15 protein-coding genes and 1 tRNA gene are annotated in these 17,461 nt (G+C 64.7%); 9 read left to right on the top strand and 7 right to left on the bottom strand.

Annotation, left to right across the window (positions count from 1 at the left end):
* The first annotated feature begins 246 nt into the window (after positions 1-246).
* Positions 247-681, top strand: a complete 435-nt coding sequence (locus tag KRR38_RS37930) for a TonB family protein (RefSeq protein WP_375293475.1) — start codon at positions 247-249, stop codon at positions 679-681.
* A gap of 448 nt (positions 682-1,129) precedes the next feature.
* On the opposite strand, the gene KRR38_RS28825 is transcribed toward KRR38_RS37930, so the two are convergent.
* Entirely contained in the window at positions 1,130-1,531 is a 402-nt protein-coding gene (locus KRR38_RS28825; protein ID WP_217406815.1) for a hypothetical protein, read from the bottom strand.
* 68 nt (positions 1,532-1,599) lie between these two features.
* Between KRR38_RS28825 and istA the strand changes: the two genes are divergently transcribed.
* From istA to KRR38_RS28810, 3 genes are all read left to right on the top strand, one after another.
* Positions 1,600-3,114, top strand: a complete 1,515-nt coding sequence (istA, locus tag KRR38_RS28820) for an IS21 family transposase (protein ID WP_217406814.1) — start codon at positions 1,600-1,602, stop codon at positions 3,112-3,114.
* Positions 3,101-3,829, top strand: coding sequence for an IS21-like element helper ATPase IstB (gene istB, locus KRR38_RS28815; RefSeq protein WP_217401355.1), 729 nt, complete (start codon positions 3,101-3,103; stop codon positions 3,827-3,829). The genes istA and istB overlap by 14 nt, the downstream gene beginning before the upstream one ends.
* Positions 3,830-4,680: 851 nt before the next feature.
* A complete protein-coding gene (locus KRR38_RS28810; RefSeq protein ID WP_217406813.1) occupies positions 4,681-5,055 on the top strand; it encodes a hypothetical protein in 375 nt (124 codons plus the stop codon).
* Positions 5,056-5,128: 73 nt separating this feature from the next.
* On the opposite strand, the gene KRR38_RS28805 is transcribed toward KRR38_RS28810, so the two are convergent.
* Entirely contained in the window at positions 5,129-5,974 is an 846-nt protein-coding gene (locus KRR38_RS28805; RefSeq protein ID WP_217406812.1) for an outer membrane protein, read from the bottom strand.
* Between the two features lie 268 nt (positions 5,975-6,242).
* Here KRR38_RS28805 and KRR38_RS28800 point away from each other — a divergent pair, with 268 nt between their 5' ends.
* The gene (locus KRR38_RS28800; RefSeq protein WP_217406811.1) at positions 6,243-6,602 is read left to right on the top strand and encodes a hypothetical protein; all 360 of its coding nucleotides are present in this window, start codon (positions 6,243-6,245) and stop codon (positions 6,600-6,602) included.
* Positions 6,603-6,669: 67 nt separating this feature from the next.
* Positions 6,670-7,824, top strand: coding sequence for a glycosyltransferase family 1 protein (locus KRR38_RS28795; RefSeq protein WP_217406809.1), 1,155 nt, complete (start codon positions 6,670-6,672; stop codon positions 7,822-7,824).
* A 3-nt stretch (positions 7,825-7,827) separates the two neighbouring features.
* On the opposite strand, the gene KRR38_RS28790 is transcribed toward KRR38_RS28795, so the two are convergent.
* Positions 7,828-9,192 carry a hypothetical protein gene (locus KRR38_RS28790; protein WP_217406808.1) on the bottom strand — a complete coding sequence of 455 codons (1,365 nt, stop codon included), beginning with the start codon at positions 9,190-9,192 and terminating at the stop codon, positions 7,828-7,830.
* A gap of 189 nt (positions 9,193-9,381) precedes the next feature.
* Between KRR38_RS28790 and KRR38_RS28785 the strand changes: the two genes are divergently transcribed.
* Positions 9,382-9,457: transfer RNA gene (locus KRR38_RS28785), tRNA-Thr, on the top strand.
* Between the two features lie 100 nt (positions 9,458-9,557).
* Here KRR38_RS28785 and KRR38_RS28780 read toward each other — a convergent pair.
* Both KRR38_RS28780 and KRR38_RS28775 read right to left on the bottom strand, forming a co-directional pair.
* Entirely contained in the window at positions 9,558-10,763 is a 1,206-nt protein-coding gene (locus tag KRR38_RS28780) for an amidohydrolase family protein (protein WP_217406807.1), read from the bottom strand.
* A 136-nt stretch (positions 10,764-10,899) separates the two neighbouring features.
* A complete protein-coding gene (locus tag KRR38_RS28775) occupies positions 10,900-11,823 on the bottom strand; it encodes a LysR substrate-binding domain-containing protein (RefSeq protein ID WP_217406806.1) in 924 nt (307 codons plus the stop codon).
* A 290-nt stretch (positions 11,824-12,113) separates the two neighbouring features.
* On the opposite strand from KRR38_RS28775, the gene KRR38_RS28770 reads away from it, so the two are divergent.
* The gene (locus KRR38_RS28770) at positions 12,114-13,409 is read left to right on the top strand and encodes an MFS transporter (RefSeq protein WP_217406805.1); all 1,296 of its coding nucleotides are present in this window, start codon (positions 12,114-12,116) and stop codon (positions 13,407-13,409) included.
* Positions 13,410-13,412: 3 nt separating this feature from the next.
* Here the strand turns inward: KRR38_RS28770 and KRR38_RS28765 are convergent, their stop codons facing one another.
* Together KRR38_RS28765 and KRR38_RS28760 are read right to left on the bottom strand one after the other, a co-directional pair.
* Positions 13,413-14,321 (bottom strand): C13 family peptidase, encoded by a 909-nt coding sequence (locus KRR38_RS28765; protein ID WP_217406803.1) that lies wholly within the window; start codon positions 14,319-14,321, stop codon positions 13,413-13,415.
* 83 nt (positions 14,322-14,404) lie between these two features.
* Positions 14,405-15,733 (bottom strand): AMP-binding protein, encoded by a 1,329-nt coding sequence (locus KRR38_RS28760; RefSeq protein ID WP_309141164.1) that lies wholly within the window; start codon positions 15,731-15,733, stop codon positions 14,405-14,407.
* 391 nt (positions 15,734-16,124) lie between these two features.
* On the opposite strand from KRR38_RS28760, the gene KRR38_RS28755 reads away from it, so the two are divergent.
* Positions 16,125-17,417: a cytochrome P450 gene (locus KRR38_RS28755; protein ID WP_217406802.1), complete on the top strand. Its 1,293-nt coding sequence runs from the start codon at positions 16,125-16,127 to the stop codon at positions 17,415-17,417.
* Positions 17,418-17,461 lie beyond the last annotated feature (44 nt).

Here is a 17,461-nt window from a genome sequence, read left to right as displayed (position 1 = left end):
TTCGACATAGCGCTAGCGGGTTCGGGTATAGCAAAGCTTCGCAAATCCTCGGGCATCAATGTGCACCTTAGTACGCAAGGGGTGACACGATTGCTGATCTTTGATTCCGCAAATCCTCGGCGCGCATACGATGTCGACGCCGGGCTATTTTCGGACCTGTCGGATAGCCAACAGCTTTCATTTTCTCGCGAGAACGCCGTCACGCTTACTCTAGACCTTCCCCGGGCGAAAGCAGCGTTCGCCTCTATGCAAACCTGCTATGAGAACTTGCTGCGAGGCTGGGGCGTGGACCCGACGAGTTTGGCGAAGCTGCCTAGAGCGCCTTATCAGCCTGGGGTCCTACCCGAGGGGGGCAATCCGGGGGTCGTGATCGCTCAGCTAGCGGATCGGCCGCCTCCGCCAATCCCCAAAAACAGCTGGGTGAGTTGGTCAGACTACCCGAGCGCCGCACTACGCGCCGAACGTAGCGGCACGGTCGTCATGGTACTTTCTGTGAGCGCGACTGGGCGGGTCGAAACCTGCCGCGTTGCCGTCAGCAGCCAGTTCAGACCTCTCGATGAGGAATCTTGCCAGCTTATGATCGCGCGCGCGCATTACCCGCCGGTGGCAGGCACCACCGGAGACGCGAAAGGCTCTACAGCCATTGAGCGTATCCGTTGGGTCATACCTCGCAGCTTTTGAGCTTTCGTACGCGGTTCTGGTAATGAACAATGTCTGCTCCCAGAGCCTGACAGATCGAACTTCGAAGGCAGGAAAGTCGGCGGAGACCGACCTAGTCTGCTTGATCTTGCCGCTGTCGCTTCGCTCGCAGGCGACGCACAAAACTCTCTGAACGACGGGTCGAGAAGGCTCCGGTGCCAACCCATCGTCGAGCTTCAATCCACATCGTAAGCGTGATGCTGAAACAGAGGCCTGCTAGGAGCGCGATAAATTGTACCGCACGCGGAATGGGGAGAAACGATAGCACCATCACCAGCATTAGCGGTATGGCAGCAATCGCCCTATGCCTGAGGGTTTGGCGACCTGACCAATCAACCCTAACCCATTCACGATCTATCGCGCTACGTAGCGGGGTTAGCAGCTTCATACAGTCAATGTCGCAAAAATGAGGAATGTCCGCAATCACGTGCTATTTTTTGCGTGGGTCTTCTGGCGCCCGCACAAGGCCAACGAAACGGTAGCCTTCATCGCTTCCAAAACTACCAAGGCAGGCTGACTTTTGGTCGTGCGAAAGCAATGACACCACGATCAGTTTGCGCTCTCGACGCCAAGCCTCAGGGATCTCATTTTGGCTAAGCGGCACGAGAGATCGCAGTCCAAAACCACAGGCTTTTTCCGCCTCGCGCAGCGCTTCGGATTTTCCGCCATCGCCTGATACCGCGGCGCAGGCATTCAGTGCAATGAATGCTCCTGCGATTAAGGTCAGCCAAGCGGTGAGCGACAAAACCCCCTTCATCGGTTCGCACGGTAGCGCGGCTCCGGTATGTGGATCGGCGTGCAAAAAGGCCCCCGTTATGGGGGTGATCGGCATCTAAAAGGGACCCCCATCTCGATGGTTTAGGTGCGTCGGCTTGGTTGTAGCCAGGCGGCGGGATCGGGATGTTGATTTTGGAGACGGTAGTAAGGATCCGGCGCGAGCACGCCGACGGTAAATCGATCAAGGCGATCGCGCGTGACCTGCGGGTGTCGCGCAAGGTGATAAGGAAGGCGATCCGCGCCCCGGAAGCGGGATTTGCCTATCGGCGGTCGGTGCAGCCGCTTCCCCGGATCGGCCCGTTCCAGGAGCGCCTGGATACTCTGCTGACGGAGAACGAGGCACGACCCCGGCGCGAGCGGTTGCGGATGACGCGGATCCACGACCTGCTGCTGCGCGAGGGGTTCGACGGTTCCTACGATGCCGTGAGGCGCTATGCGAAGCGCTGGCTGGACGATCGGCGCAAGGATGCCGGCGACGGCGCGGCGGCGTTTATCCCGCTGATGTTCCGGCCGGGCGAAGCATACCAGTTCGACTGGAGCCACGAGGATGTGGAGATCGCCGGCAAGCCGATGCGTGTGAAGGTCGCGCATATGCGGCTTTGCGCATCGCGGGCGGTGTTCGTGCGGGCCTATCCCCGCGAGACGCAGGAGATGGTGTTCGACGCCCACGCGCGGGCGTTCGCCTTCTTCGGCGGCGTGCCGACGCGGGGCATCTACGACAACATGAAGACCGCGGTCACGACGGTGTTCACGGGCAAGGAGCGGGTCTTCAACCGCCGGTTCCTGATCATGGCCGACCACTACATGATCGAGCCCACCGCCTGCTCGCCAGCGGCGGGTTGGGAGAAGGGCCAGGTCGAGCACCAGGTGCAGACGATGCGCGGCCGGTTCTTCCAGCCCCGATTACGCTTTGCGAGCCTGGAGGAACTGAACGGGTGGCTTGAGGCCGAGTGCCGCCGCTGGGCGGCGCTGCATCCCCATCCCGATCAGCGCGAGCTGACGATCGCCGAGGCATGGGACGCCGAGCGCCCGGCGCTCCAGGCGATGCTGGCGCCGTTCGACGGCTTCCACGAGACGCCGCACGCGGTAACCGGCACCTGCCTGATCAGCTTCGACCGCAATCGCTACTCGGTCATGGCCAAGGCGGCCCGGCGTGCGGTGCAGGTTCGCGCCTATGCCGACCGGATCGTGGTCCGCCTCGACGACGAGGTGGTCGCCGAGCATCCCCGCTTCTTCGGCCGCGATCGGATGATCCTCGATCCCTGGCACTACCTGCCGGTGCTGGCCAAGAAGCCGGGCGCCTTAAGGAACGGGGCACCGTTCCAGGACTGGGATCTCCCGCCAGCACTGGCCCGGCTCAGGCGCAAGCTGGGAACGGGCGATGAAGCCGACCGCCGGTTCGTGCGCGTGCTCTCTGCCGTGCTCACCGACGGGCTCGAAGCGGTCGAGGCCGCGATCCGCGAGGCGCTCGCCGCCGGCGCTGCCAGCGACGATGTGATCCTCAACATCCTGGCACGACGGCGCGAGCCGCCCCGACCACTGACCATCGCGACGTCCGAAGCGTTGGCGCTCAGCCACCCGCCGACCGCGGACTGTGCTCGATACGACCTGCTGCGAGGCGCCCGTGCAGCGGCATGAGATGATCGCCGCGATGAGCGGCCTGGGCCTCAAGGGCATGGCCAGCGCCTTCGACGAGGCGGTCACCACGGGCATGCAGCGCAAGCGCACCGCCATGGAGATCCTCACCGACCTGCTGCGCGCTGAGGCTGCTCACCGCCACGCGGCATCGATCCGCTATCGCATGACTGCGGCCCGGCTGCCGACGGTGAAGGACATCGATGCGTTCGTGTTCGAAGGCACACCGATCAACGAGCAGCTGGTACGCTCGCTGCATGCCGGCTCGTTCCTGCCCGGACAGCGCAACATCGTCCTGGTCGGCGGCACCGGGACCGGGAAGACCCACCTCGCGGTTGCGATCACTGCCAGCGTCGTGCGTGCCGGCGCCCGCGGCCGCTACTTCAACACCGTGGATCTGGTGAACCGGCTCGAGGAGGAGAGCCGCCTCGGCAAGGCAGGCGCGCTTGCGGCCCAGCTCTCGCGCCTTGACCTCGTCGTGCTCGATGAGCTCGGCTACCTGCCGTTCGCCCGCTCGGGCGGCCAGCTGCTGTTCCACCTCGTCAGCAAGCTCTACGAGCGCACCTCGGTGATCATCACGACGAACCTGGCGTTCGGGGAATGGCCGACCGTGTTCGGCGATCCCAAGATGACGGCCGCGCTGCTCGACCGCATCACGCATCACTGCGACATCGTCGAGACCGGCAACGACAGCTGGCGCCTCAGAAACCGGAGCTAAAACCCTCCCCCCGGACCCCCCCACCCGGCGGTTGACCCGGTGGGTCCACAGGAACCTCCCACGACCGTCACCGCCAGCGCTTTAGGAGGCGCGCGGCGACGGCCGCGGGTCCCTCCTATGGACTACCGGGACAACCGCCCTGCAAACCGCAAAGGGGGGCCCTTTTGCACGCCGATATGGGGTCCCGGTTCAACGCCTATTTACAGCTCCGGTACTCGTCAACGGCAGGTTTCAGGGAGGCCATTTCGCGGCCTGAATGGCGGCTTTGTTGGCGTATTCTGCCAGCGCCTGCTTCATCTTGACATTTTGAACCAAATAGGTTATTCACTATCCCCGACGGGTGCGTGAGGGCGACAGGCCTGCGCTTCTTGCTCTCCCGCGCGGAGCCTGCCCTTGCTGGAGCAGGCTCTGGCGGCCGGTGCGCGCGGCAGCGCGCTCCCCCGTGACGAAGGATCAGGGCGGAGGCTTCACTCCGCAAGGCGATGACAGGGCAGCGAGCCGGCTCATCGTCCAAGCCTTCGCGCTAAGCGCCGTGCCGAAGCGTCCGCATGCCTGCGCCCGGCCATTCGCAACAAGGCATGCAAACATAGCCCAGCGCCGCAGGGAGGCGCGCCGGCCGCACCGTCACCCATCCGGCGCGGACCTGCGCCCGCAAATCCAACAACGCGCGATGAGTTCGGGCCGAGGCATCGTCAGTTCACATTCCGGACGTTCATAAAATTGCCAACAAGCCTGAACAAAAGCTGCCAAACCTGTGCGGCACGCATTCAGTGACGGAAAGCTAAACCGACTCTCGAAGCGGCGAATCGAACGAGCAATCCCGTCTCGCAATCGCCGCCAGGAGTTTTGACATGAACCTGTTCAAGAAGGCAGCGCTCGCCACCGCCCTCACCGCCACCGCGCTTGCCGGCGCCAGCCCGGCTATGGCCCGCGACTATCGCCATCATGGCGGCGACGACACCGCGGGTATAGCGATTGGCGTCGGCATCCTCGGCCTCGCCATCGGCGCGATCGCCGCTTCGGCCGGCAAGGACCGCCACGACCGCGACTACAATTACAACTACAACCGCAACGGCTACGAATACCGCGACGGCTATTACTGGGACCGCAACGGCAACCGCTACGATCGCGACGGCCGCCGCTACGACAACGACGGTTATTACGCGCGCCGCGGTTACGGCGACGATGGCTACTACAACGGCAACCGCGGCTATCGCGGCTACTGAACCCGGCACAGCCTCTGACTAAAAGAGCCCCCTCCCTCGCGGGAGGGGGCTTTTCGTTTGGTCTGCGAGAGACTTAGAACTGGAAACTCAGGCTGGCGCGCAGCGAGTGGTAGTCGAAATTCTTGTCCGACGTGCGGATGTTCGTGCCGCCCGATGCCAGCAGGAAGGGATTGCTCGCCGGCGCCGTGCCAGGCCCGACGGCGACGCTGTACTTGCTGTCGTTATAGCGGTTGTAGAGGTACTCGAGACCGAGGCTGACGTTGTTGGTCACCATCACTTCGGCGCCGCCGCCGGCCTGCCAGCCCCAGACGCGCTTGCCGTCGTTCACCTCGGTGAAGCTGTTCGCCGTGTTGGTCGTAACGAAGCTGTGGTCGAGCTTGGCATTGCTCACGCCGCCCGTCGCATAGAACAGCGCGCCGCCGCCCGGCGTGTAGCCCGCGCGGGCCCGCGCCGACAGCGCGTAGTCGAGCTTGCGCCCCAGTTGGTAGCTGGCGGGGGTCGTGGAATAGCCGCTGGTGTAGTCGCGCGCGTTGGTCTTCGACACTTCCACAAGGCCGCCGACCACGAAGTTGCCGCCCATCCGCTTGTCGTAACCGATGCGGCCCGCGTATTCGAGGCGGTTGTTGTCAGGCCCGCAGGCACCCGGCGCCGCGCCGCCCGCCGTGCCATGGCAGAACCCCGGGCTGAAGGCGTTGGCGCCGGCCGCGGTCTTCACAGTGTCGCCATAGGTTCCGTTGCGATCGGTATCGAAGACCAGGGTGTCTCCTCGGTCGTTGCCCTGCGCAGCCATGCCGATCGTGGCGGACACATAGGGGCCGTCGAAATGCGTATCCCGCGCGTCCTGCGCCAAGGCGGGAATGGTGAGGCCGACCGCTGCTGCGGCGGTGGCGAAGAAAGGTGCGGCCCGATAGATTTTCATATTGGATTCCTCAAGATTCCTGAACGCGGAGGCATTCAGCCGTCCGCGGCAGGAAACGGAGGAGCTTTCATTGAGTTGCGTATGACTTTGCAAATTCATGCAATAAATCGTGGCATTTGCAGGAAAAAATGAACGGCTCGTCGTGCGAGCCGGAGCCTGCGGGCCATGCTGAACGCGGCATTAAGTGCAAGTTCAGCCGAAAAATGATCCACTATGGTCCTGACATCGGCCGGGTCGCTCTTGGCCGACAGGAATGGGAGACAGGGTCATGTTCAAGAGCCTGAAGAGTGCCGGGATCGTCGCCGCGCTGGCGGTCGGCGCCATGACGTTCACAACCACCAGCGCCGAGGCACGCGATCACTGGCGCGGCCGCGGCGACGACACGGCGGCGATCGCAGTCGGCGCGGGCATCATCGGCCTCGCCGTGGGTGCGGCGATCGCCTCGAACAGCGACCGCGGCTATTATTATGGCGACGGCTACTACGGCCGGCCGCGCTACTACTATCGGAGCTACCCGCGCGGCTATTATTACGATCGCTACCCGCGGCGCTATTACTACCGCGAATATCGCGGCTGGGATCGCGGCCCCTATCGAGGCTGGGACAGACGCTATTATCGCGGCTGGTGATCAGCGCCCGCGGAGGGTCTGCGGGCCCTCGTCATGTGTGCAGTAAGCGGCTAAGGCCGGCTGCAACATGAAAATCGCAGACCTTCGCATCGCGCTTTACAGCGGCAATTACAATTATGTCCGCGACGGTGCGAACCAGGCATTGAACCGCCTCGTCGGCTATCTCCTGCGCCAGGGCGCCGCGGTGCGCGTCTATTCGCCGACGACCAGTACGCCCGCCTTTCCGCCCACCGGTGACCTCGTCGACGTTCCCGCGACGCCGATCCCCGGCCGCGGCGAGTACCGCTTCTCGCTCGGGCTCTCTCCGCGGCTGAAGCGCGATCTCAAGGCCTTCGCACCCAATGTCGTCCAGGTTTCCTCGCCCGATGTCAGCGGGCACCGCATGGTCAGCTGGGCGCGTCGACAGAAGTTGCCCGTGCTCGCCTCGGTCCACACCCGCTTCGAGACCTATCTGCGCTATTACAACCTGGCCTGGGGCGAGCCGCTGGTCGAGGCGCTGCTGCGCCGTTTCTACCGGCGCTGCGACGCGCTGGTTGCGCCATCCGAGTCCATGGCCCAGCTCTTGCGCGACCAGCGGATGAACTACGACATCGGCATCTGGTCACGCGGGGTCGACCGCGACATCTTCCATTCGGGCGCACGCTCGCTCGAATGGCGGCACTCGCTCGGCATCGGCGACGAAGAGGTCGTGATCGGCTTCCTGGGCCGGCTGGTGATGGAAAAGGGGCTCGACGTGTTCTCCGACACGATCGACGAACTCGGCCGCCGCGGCGTCAGGCACAAGGTCCTGGTGATCGGCGAAGGCCCGGCGCGCAGCTGGTTCGAGGCGCGGCTGCCCGGCGCGCATTTCATCGGCTTCCAGGCCGGCGAGGATCTCGCCCGCGCCGTCGCCGGCATGGACGTGCTGTTCAATCCCTCGGTGACCGAGACTTTCGGCAACGTCACGCTCGAGGCCATGGCCTGCGGCCTGCCGGTTGTCGCCGCGATTGCCACGGGCAGCGAGAGCCTGGTCGACGACCACGTCTCGGGCCGGCTGATCCGCCCCGGCGCGGTCCACCAGTTCGCCGAGGCGCTCAAGGCCTACGTCGAGCAGGCCGACCGCCGCGCCAAGCACGGCGCCGCCGGCGAAGCGCGCAGCCTCGATTTCTCGTGGGACGCGATCAACCAGGAGGTGGCCGACACCTACCTCCGGCTGATCCGCCAGCGGGCCGCGGCTCGGTAAGGCCTAGGAGAGCCCGCGCACATAGGCGTCGACCGTGCCGGCGCAGCCGATCTTGTCGTCGCCTTCGATATCCGCATAGCGCACGATGTCGTCGCGGATCGACGGGCTCCTGGCCCCGCAGGCGCAAGGGCTGAAGTCGATCGAGACCTTGTCGCCCGAGATCACCCCGCCCCAGCGCCCATCGAGCGAGAGGTCGAAGAACGCAGCGCGGCCCTCGTACTCGCCGCTCTCTATCGGCAGCAGGTTGTCCCCGGCCTTGTCGAGCAGCAGTGGAACCAACCAGGGCGGCAGGTGGTAGCGGCCGCCCTTCTGGCAGCGCGGCATGCCCGATTGCAGTTCCTGCATCGAATAGTTCTGATAATTGCGCGTCGGCGAGATGTTGAACGTCTCGTAGACGAACTCGCGGTAGTCCGCCGGCAGGTTGGCGCGCTTGAGGCCGCCGCCGACATAGATCGAATTCTCCGCGTTGAAGTCCTTGCCGCTGTAGCCCATGTCGCGCACCGCCTTGGCGACGTTGTAGAGCCCGGCCCAGAGGCCGGTGAGGTGCAGCTTGTCCCCCCGCGCCTCGACCAGCGCCTGCGCGGTCACGCCGACCGCATCCTCAACGTACTTCGCGCGTTCAACCGAGATGCGTTCGAACTCGGCGAGTTCCTCGGGCAGGATCGTGCCGTCGGCGATCTTCTTGCGCGCCACCACCATCTGGGTGAGGCTGCCGACGGTGATCGGCGGCACCGGATAGCGGAACGGCTCCGAATTCGGATCCTGCAGCGCGTTGGTATAGGCCACGCCCGTGGCGAGATTGCGCGGTACCGAGGCAACCGGCGCCAGGCCGAAGATACGCCGGCTACGGTCGAGCGGGACGCCTGACCCCCAAGTATAGGCCTGCGGCGCCTCGCGCTTGCACCATTCCATGTCGGCATCCGAGGCGACCAGCATCGCCGACTTGCCCGTGGTGCCGCTCGAGCAGGAAACGTTGTGGCCGCTTTCCTGCATCTTCGCGACCCAGCCGTCGACGTCATGGATCGAGGCTTTGTCGATCGCCGGCACGCGATGGGTCGAGACGGAATCCAGCCACCGGCTGAGCTTGTCCCACTTCTCCTCCATCAGGAAGCTCTCGGGATAGGACTTGTAGGCCGTGTGCGGCAGTAGCAGCGGGACGGCGTCTTCCAAGCTGCGGATTTCGCTGATCTCAGCCTCCTCGGCGCGATGCTTCAGGAGCTTGATCTTGCCGACCCGGTCCTGGAAGCGCTCGTTCATCGCTTCGATCTGGGCGGCGCGCAGGTCGGCCGAGGCGTAATCGTACTTGTCGGGTGCTCCGACCATCCGCGTAAGCCGCTCAACCGACCCGCTATCCGCTACCGTTGCCATGATCTTGTCTCCCTCTGGCGACTCGCTTCGCATTAATGGCATCTTATGCGTATCATTATAGAGCGAGCGCAAGCGGAATCTTCGCAGTCCCGTCTTTGACAGGCTCCATTCCGCGAGCTAGGCACGGCCCGTCCGCAGTGCTGCTTCCAGCCTGCGAAGGCGCGCCCGAACGGTCAGACGATTGGGCAAGCCGGCTTAGCTCAGTTGGTAGAGCACCTGATTTGTAATCAGGGGGTCAGGGGTTCGAACCCTCTAGCCGGCACCATTTTCAGATAGTTGCACTGGGAAGCCGAGAGCGCGGATCAGCACGCGGGAGCCGGCAGACCATCGCTTCGATGGCCCACCGGCTATCTCTCGATCGGCGCTCAATCGAGGCGCAGCATCCGCTTGGCGTTGTTGCAGATGATGTCCTGGATCTTGTCCTTAGCCACACCCGCAAAGTCGCGCCTGATGATCGCGTGGCTGTTCGGGAAGGTCGTCTCCGAGTGCGGATAGTCCGAGGACCACATGAAATTGCGCGTGCCCGGCAGGCCCTGCTCGGCCTGGAGGATGCCGGCGCGGTCCTGGATGAACGAGCCCCAGATGTTCTGGTCCATGAAATAGCTGGGCAGCTTGTCGATCACGCTCTCGGTCCAGTAGCGCTGCTTTTCCCAGGTGCGGTCGCAGTATTCGGAGAACCAGGCGAACCAGCCCACGCCCGATTCCATCGAGCCGATGCGCAAGTCGGGGAAGCGGTCGAAGATGCCGTTGAAGATGAAGATGCCGATCGGCTCGGCCATGTTCACCTTGCTCATCGGCATGTCGGGCAGGAAGTGCTGCTTGTCGCGAAACCGCGGCGAGCGGGCACCCAAGTGGAAGGTGATGACCATGCCGTAGTCGCTGAGCACCTTCCACAGCTTGTCGAACTCGGGCTGGTAGTACTGCAGCTTGCCCTTGGGATCGCCGGTCTGGGCCGAGACTTGGCCTTCCTTGAGCGCCGCGACGCCCGAGGACGTGCGCCAGGCTTCCGGATTCTGCGGGAAGGCCGGCAACTGGATCATCTTGAAGCCCATCTTGGCGAGCCGGTGGACGTGCTCGATGGTCTCGTCGATGTCGCGCATCGGCGCGTGGCCGACGGGGAACAAGCGGTGGGGTGCGTTCGAGGCCCAGTCCATCACCCAGTGGCTGAAGGCCTCGAAGCTGGCGAGGTAGAGGTCGTTGTCGAACGAACCGAGCGGGCCGCCGCCGAACAGGATGGCCTGGTCGATGCCGTCGAGATCCATGTCTTCGATGCGCTTCTGCGGATCATGCGTGTTGCGCATGTCGCTGAGCTTGCCCTGCATCTTGAAGTCCTTGCCGGTACGGCCGGCCTGGTTGCTCATCATGTGGATCGGGCGGCGGTTGCCTTCGAAGACCAGCCAGTCGTGATCGTCACCTTCCTCGATGACCGGCGCCTTGTGCCGCTGCGACTGCGGCAGGTATTCCTTCCACATCTCGTAGGGCGGATCGATATGCGCGTCGGCATCGAAGATCGGGCCGAGGTCCCAATCTTCCTTGAGGGCGCTACCAAATTTCGGATCGGCTTCGCTCATGACGGTCTCCATTCCCAAGCCGGAGGGACCGGGATCCCGCTGGCACTTGCTGTTATGGGAGCGATATGCGCGTACCGGGACCGTTCGTAAAATATCAATTGCGGGCTTCTTGATATGGTTTTGATATGAACGGCTCTCAGGGGATAGCGAAGCTCATCAGCTCGGGCCGATCAGCGACGTAATTTCGCGTGAAGTCGACGAAGCGGCGGCCGGCACGGGTCAGCTGCGCGTCGCGCCAGATCATCGTCAGCGCCCAGTCCGACGAGGGCATGTGGTCGGTGAGAGGGACGAACCTCACGTTCGCGGGGTTTGCCAGCCTCGCCGTGCCCGTGATGATGCTGAAACCGACGCCCGCACCGACCAGGCTGAGCGTGGTGTTCGAATGGGTCGATTCCTGGATTACGTTGGGCAGCCGGCCGCCGGCGCTGCCGAACATCTTGAGGACCTGCCTGGGCTCGGTCGCGTGGTTCTGTGCGGGCGGCAGGATCAGCGGATAGTCGGCCAGTTCGGCCAGCGTGAGACTCGCCCGGCTGACGATCGGCCAGTCGGCGGGGATGGCCGCCACGATCGTCGCGCGCTCGACGATCAGCGTGTCGCAGTCCTCGATCTCCTGCGAGCCCGCGGTGACGAAACCGACATCGGTTTCGCCCTGCACGATCGCTTTCACCAGGGCCGGCGTACGCTCCTCATAAAGTCGCACGTCGATCGCCGGGTTATCGCGGGTGAAGGCGACGAGAAGCGGCGGCAACAGCCGGTAGAGCGCCGGGCCGATGAAGCCGACGCGCACTTCCTGCGCCTTCTGCGCTTCGCGGAGGGCCAGCTTGCGTGCGAGATCGGCGTGGATCAGCGCCTGCCGTGCCTCGCGGAGGAATATCTCGCCCGCAGCTGTGAGCTCCACGCCCTTCCGGGATCGCGCCAGCAGCTCGACCCCAAGGTCTGCTTCCAGCCGGCGGATCGACTGGCTGAGCGGGGGCTGCGCCATGTTCAGGCGTTTCGCGGCACGGCCGAAATGCAGCTCCTCGGCCACTGCCACGAAGTGGCGTATCTGGCGAAAACTCATGGGCTGCATCGTGCTTCCAGGTTGTCGCGATTGGCGAACCGCCCTGATGCCGACGATGATCCGCAGACTCAAGCGGCTTGCCTAGCCGGCAAAAAAGAACCCCCGCCGAAGCGGGGGAACGAGTCTAGGGTCCTCAAAACGTACGGTCGATGCTCTCGCACCGACATTCTGCAGACGCCGCGACGCCGTCCCTTCAGCAGTCCGAAAAAACCTTGTGTGCGATTTTACGCCCTGCCGCCCCCGACGAGCGACATGTTGCGCGGATCGCCGCGGTTCCGCATAGTCCGCCGATGAGCGAAGCACAGGGTGGGCACAGGCTCCGCAACATCATCGGTGGATCGGCGGGCAACCTCGTCGAATGGTACGACTGGTACGTCTATTCGGCGTTCACGCTCTATTTCGCGCCGATCTTCTTTCCCAAGGGCGACGCCACGGCGCAGCTGCTGAACGCGGCCGCAGTCTTCGCCGTCGGCTTCGTCATGCGGCCGATCGGCGCCTGGGTGATGGGCATCTATGCCGACCGGCGCGGGCGCAAGGCGGGGCTGACGCTGTCGGTCTCGCTGATGTGCGCGGGATCGCTGATGATTGCGCTGACGCCGGGCTATGCGGCGATCGGCAACCTGGCGCCCGCCATTCTTGTCTTCGCGCGGATGCTCCAGGGCCTCAGCGTCGGCGGCGAGTATGGCGCGAGCGCCACCTACCTCAGCGAGATGGCCGGTAGGCGGCGGCGGGGGTTCTATTCGAGCTTCCAGTACGTCACCCTGATCTCGGGCCAGCTCGTCGCGCTCTCGGTGCTGCTGGTACTGCAGACAGTCATGCCCGAGGAAGAGTTGAAGGCCTGGGGCTGGCGGATTCCCTTCGTGGTCGGCGCAGGGCTCGCTGTGATCGTGTTCTACCTGCGCCGGCGACTGGCCGAGACCGAGAGCTTTGCCAACAGCCAGAAAGACGCGGCGACCAGCACGGCGCCGCGCTCGAGCGGCTTGGCGCTATTCCGCCAGCATCCCAAGGAGGCGCTGCTGGTCATGGCCCTGACCGCCGGCGGCACGCTGGCCTTCTACGCCTATACGACCTACATGCAGAAGTTCCTGGTCAACACCAGCGGCTTCTCGGCCGAAACCGCAACGCGGATCACTGCCGCGGCGCTGTTCCTGTTCATGCTGCTCCAGCCCGTCATCGGCGCGCTGTCAGACCGGATAGGCCGCAAGCCGGTGATGGTTGCCTTCGGCATCGGCGGAGTGATGTTCACTTATCCGATCTTCCGCGCGCTCGAGGACGTCAAGGATCCCTTCGCCGCCTTCGTCCTCGTGCTCTGCGCGCTCGTCATCGTCAGCGGTTACACCGCAATCAATGCAGTGGTGAAGGCCGAGCTGTTCCCCGCGCATATCCGCGCGCTGGGCGTGGCCCTGCCCTATGCGATCGCCAACACGGTGTTCGGCGGCACGGCCGAATATGTCGCGCTCTGGCTCAAGTCGAACGAGATGGGCAGCACCTTCTACTGGTACGTCACGGCGATGATCGGCCTGTCGCTCGTCGTCTATGTCCGCATGCGCGACACCAAGCAGGACAGCCTTATCCTCGAAGACTGACCGCTATTTCCGGGCCGCCGCGCGCTCGGTCCACAGCCCCTGCAGATTCCGCCCGATCGACGCCTGCGGCATCGAGGGGATGAACTCCTCTTCGGCTTCCCACTTCGCCACTTTCCCGCGCGCGATCTCGAAAGCTTCGCGCAGGGAGGCGCCGCGCGCGAGCGGCCCTTCGAGGAAGGCCTCGCCGAAATAGGTCAGGTAGCGGCTGTCGTCGCAGCCGAACGAGGTGCGGTCCTTGGCCGCCGCGGTGATGACGATCGTGTCGTCGCTGGCGAGCGCCGGGATCCAGCTGGCGGAAAAGCAGGCGGAAACGATGACCACGCGGCGCCTGATCCCGGCATGCGACAGGGCAGCGGCCAGCGAGGTCGACGAGATCGGCGGGAAGACCGTGTTGTTCGGCAGGCTGGTCGCTATCCAGGCGTCGGGCGCGCCGTGCGAGGTCAGATAGATCACGACGATATCACGCGCGGGATCGATCCGCTCACCGATGCCCCGCGCGGCGGCTTCCACGCTGGCGTGGTTCGCCCACGGATGGCTGGGCAGATCGGACAGGACGTTCGAGAGCAGCACCCCGCCGCGATAGTCGCCGCCGAACCGCCCCGCCGCCACCTGGAGCGCCAACTGCGCCTCGCGCGAAAACAGCTGCATCGAACCCTGTCCGGCTACGGCGATCGCATAGACGTTGGTCCGTCCCGCGACGCGAGGCTGCAAGCCGCCCAGTTCGCTGGCCATGAGCTGCCCCTGCGCCTGGTAGAGCTGGTTGATCGACGGCATGGCTGCCGCGGGAGCCTGCGCGCTGGCGGTCGCTACCCGTGGCGGGCCGATCGGGGTGTCGGACAGCAATGCGAGGACGCTGGCGCCGGCCAAGGCGATCGCCGCAGAACCTCGCTGGAACACTCGCCACCAGGACATCGAATCGTCCGACCCCAAAGCTCAAGTCGGCTACGATATTCTGCCCGGCACAATATCCAAGCGGCAAAGCACCAGCGGTGTTCCTACTTCAGGGCCTCGGCATATTCGCTGCGCAGCGCCGCCTTCTGCACCTTGCCCATGGCGTTGCGCGGCAGCGCGTCGACGACGAAGACGCGGCGCGGCTGCTTGAAGCGCGCGAGCTGGCCTTCGAGCGCGGCGCGGACCGCTTTCTCGGTCACGCGCGCACCCTTCTGCGCGACCACGACAGCGACCACGCCTTCGCCCATGTCGGGATGCGGCACGCCAATCACGGCGCTCTCCTCGACACCGGGAAGTGCGTCGATCGCCTCCTCGATCTCCTTGGGATAGATGTTGAGGCCGCCGGCGATGATCAGGTCCTTGGCACGGCCGACCAGGGTGACGCGACCGTCGGCATCCTGCGTCGCGACGTCGCCGGTGATGAAGAAGCCGTCCTCGCGGATTTCCTGCGCGGTCTTCTCGGGCATCCGCCAGTAGCCAGCGAAGACGTTGGGCCCGCGCACTTCGAGAACCCCCGGCTTGCCCTGCTCGACGAGTTCGCCGTTGTCACCGCGGACGCGTACCTCGACACCGGGCAGCGGATAGCCGACCGTCCCCGCCACCCGCGCACCGCCTTCGTAAGGGTTGGAGGTGATCATGCCGGTCTCGGTCATGCCATAGCGTTCGAGGATGCGCTGGCCGGTCTTCTCCTCGAAGCGCTCGTGCGCCTCGGCCAGCAGCGGCGCCGAGCCGGAGATGAACAGGCGCATGTTGGTGCATGCCTCGCGGGTCATTTCCGGTGCCCCAGTGAGGCGGGTGTAATGCGTCGGCACACCCATCAGCACCGAGCCGCGCGCGAAGTCGGCAATCACCGCGGCGGAATCGAAACCGCGGTGGAACAGCACCGTCGCACCCGCCAGCAGCGCGCCGTGCAGCGCCACGAACAGGCCATGGACGTGGTAGATCGGCAGGATGTGGATCAGCACGTCGTCGTGCCGCCAGCCCCAGAGCGCCTTGAGCGTCATCGCATTACTCAGCAAGTTGCCGTGGGTGAGCATCGCCCCCTTCGAACGCCCCGTGGTGCCGGAGGTATAGAGGATCGCGGCGAGGTCTTCCGGCGTGCGCTCGGCGACGGGGACGACCTCGTCGGGAATGTCGTCGAGCAGACTGCCGGTGCCGTCGGTGCCCAGCGTCACCAGTGTCCCGGTAGTAAGCAATCCGCGCACTTCGGCCTCGTCCGCCGGCCGGCAGACCACCACCGCGGGCTCGGCGTCGCCGAGGAAATAGGCAAGCTCGGCCGACGTATAGGCGGTGTTGAGCGGCACATAGACCATGCCGAGCCGTTCGGCCGCGAGATAGAGCAGCACGTTCTCGGGCGACTTGTCGACCTGCACGACGATCGCTCGCCCGCCTTGCCGCCCAACGCCGCCAGGCGCGCAGCCAGCTGGCCGGCGCGCGCGTCGAGATCGGCGAAGGACAGCACCGTCGCGCCATCCTCGACCAAAAACGGTTTGCTACCCGCCTGATCGGCCGCGGCGAGGAAATGCGCGAAGATGTTGGCATTGTCTGCAGGCACGGCGGTAATCCTCGTCAATTCGGCGTTGGCAGCAAGATTCCGTCGGGGCGGTATAGCTTCTGCGGGACAATGCCTAGCGCATGGAAATTGGCAACCCTGTGCCCGCAACGCATATATACGCAGATGACATGTTGACGAATGCCGGCTAGAGCTTAAAATTCCGAACTAATATTCGATATTTCGAACATAGTAATTGCGGTGAGGATAGCATGGCAAGCGTGGCACAACCCGGTCCGGCGCAGGACGACGATCTCTACGAGGCGCTCTACGACGTCCGCAAGGAAGCCGAGGAAATCGGCAACTACATTGACCACGATCCCTATCCGACGATGAACGCGCTGCGCGAGCGCGGGGCGCCCGTGCAGAAGGGCTTCATGCGCCAGCTGATGGAGCTGCCGCCGTTCCACCGCCACAAGGGCTCGCTGGAGCGTGAAGGCTATACCTGCTTCACCTTCGACGCCTGCGAGAAGGCGTTCCGCGACAACGTGAACCTGTCGAACAACGTCTATCACTTCGACGGTAGCCCCCCGAAGACGATGGGCATCCTCGAGATGGACAATCCCGAGCACCACGCGTTCCGCCGCGCGGTGCAATCGCTGTTCATCCGGCCTAAGGCGCAGAAGTGGTGGCGCGAACATTTCATCGACAGTCTCGTCGAGGAACTGGTCGCCAATTTCGAGGCGCGCGATCGGGCCGAGCTGAACCTGCAGCTTTGCGCGCGCGTCCCCGTCCATACCATCACCCGCGCGGTCGGGCTGCGCGGCGAGGACGCCATGCTGTTCCGCAACGCGCTGGTCGGAACCTCCGCCAGCCGCCACGGCATGGAAGTGCGCATGCAATCGCATGCCACGGTCCAGCGGATGCTCATGGAGCAGATCGGTCGCCGCAGGGCGGAGCCCGGCGAGGACATCATCTCCTGGCTGCTCGCCGCCGAGATCGATCCTCCGGGCGAGGAGCGCCGTCACCTGACCGACGAGGAGATCGTGATCTTCGCGCGGCTGATCCTGCTCGCCGGAGGCGGCACGTCCTGGCGCCAGCTCGGCATCACGCTGTTCGCGCTGCTGAGCAACCGCGACTATTTCGAAGCCGCCAAGGAAGACCGTAAGCTGGTCGAGGCCGCGATCAACGAGTCGCTACGCTGGAATCCGACCAATCCCACGTTCAGCCGCGTGGCCCTCGTCGACACCGACCTGTGCGGCACGATCATCCCGCAGGGTGCCGTCCTCGACATCTGCCTTGGCGCCGCCAATCGCGATCCTGCGCGGTGGGAGAATCCCGACGTGTTCGACCTGCACCGGCCGTTCCAGCAGCATCTGGGCACCGGGATCGGCGCGCACATGTGCCTGGGCCGCTTCGTCGCCGAGGCGGAGATGATGGTCACGATCAACAAGCTGCTCGACCATTTCCCGAACATGCGGTTCGATCCCGACGCGGAGACGCCCTACATGACCGGCGGCCTCGAGCAGCGCGGCGTCTCGGCCCTGCCCGTATTGCTTCGCTAAGCCCGAGATTTCATTCCAGAACCTACCCCCCGCGAGAGGACGAA

The organism is Novosphingobium sp. G106, from assembly GCF_019075875.1.
In the GTDB taxonomy this organism is placed as follows: Bacteria; Pseudomonadota; Alphaproteobacteria; order Sphingomonadales; family Sphingomonadaceae; genus Novosphingobium.
This window is presented reverse-complemented; position numbering and strand designations above follow the sequence as displayed.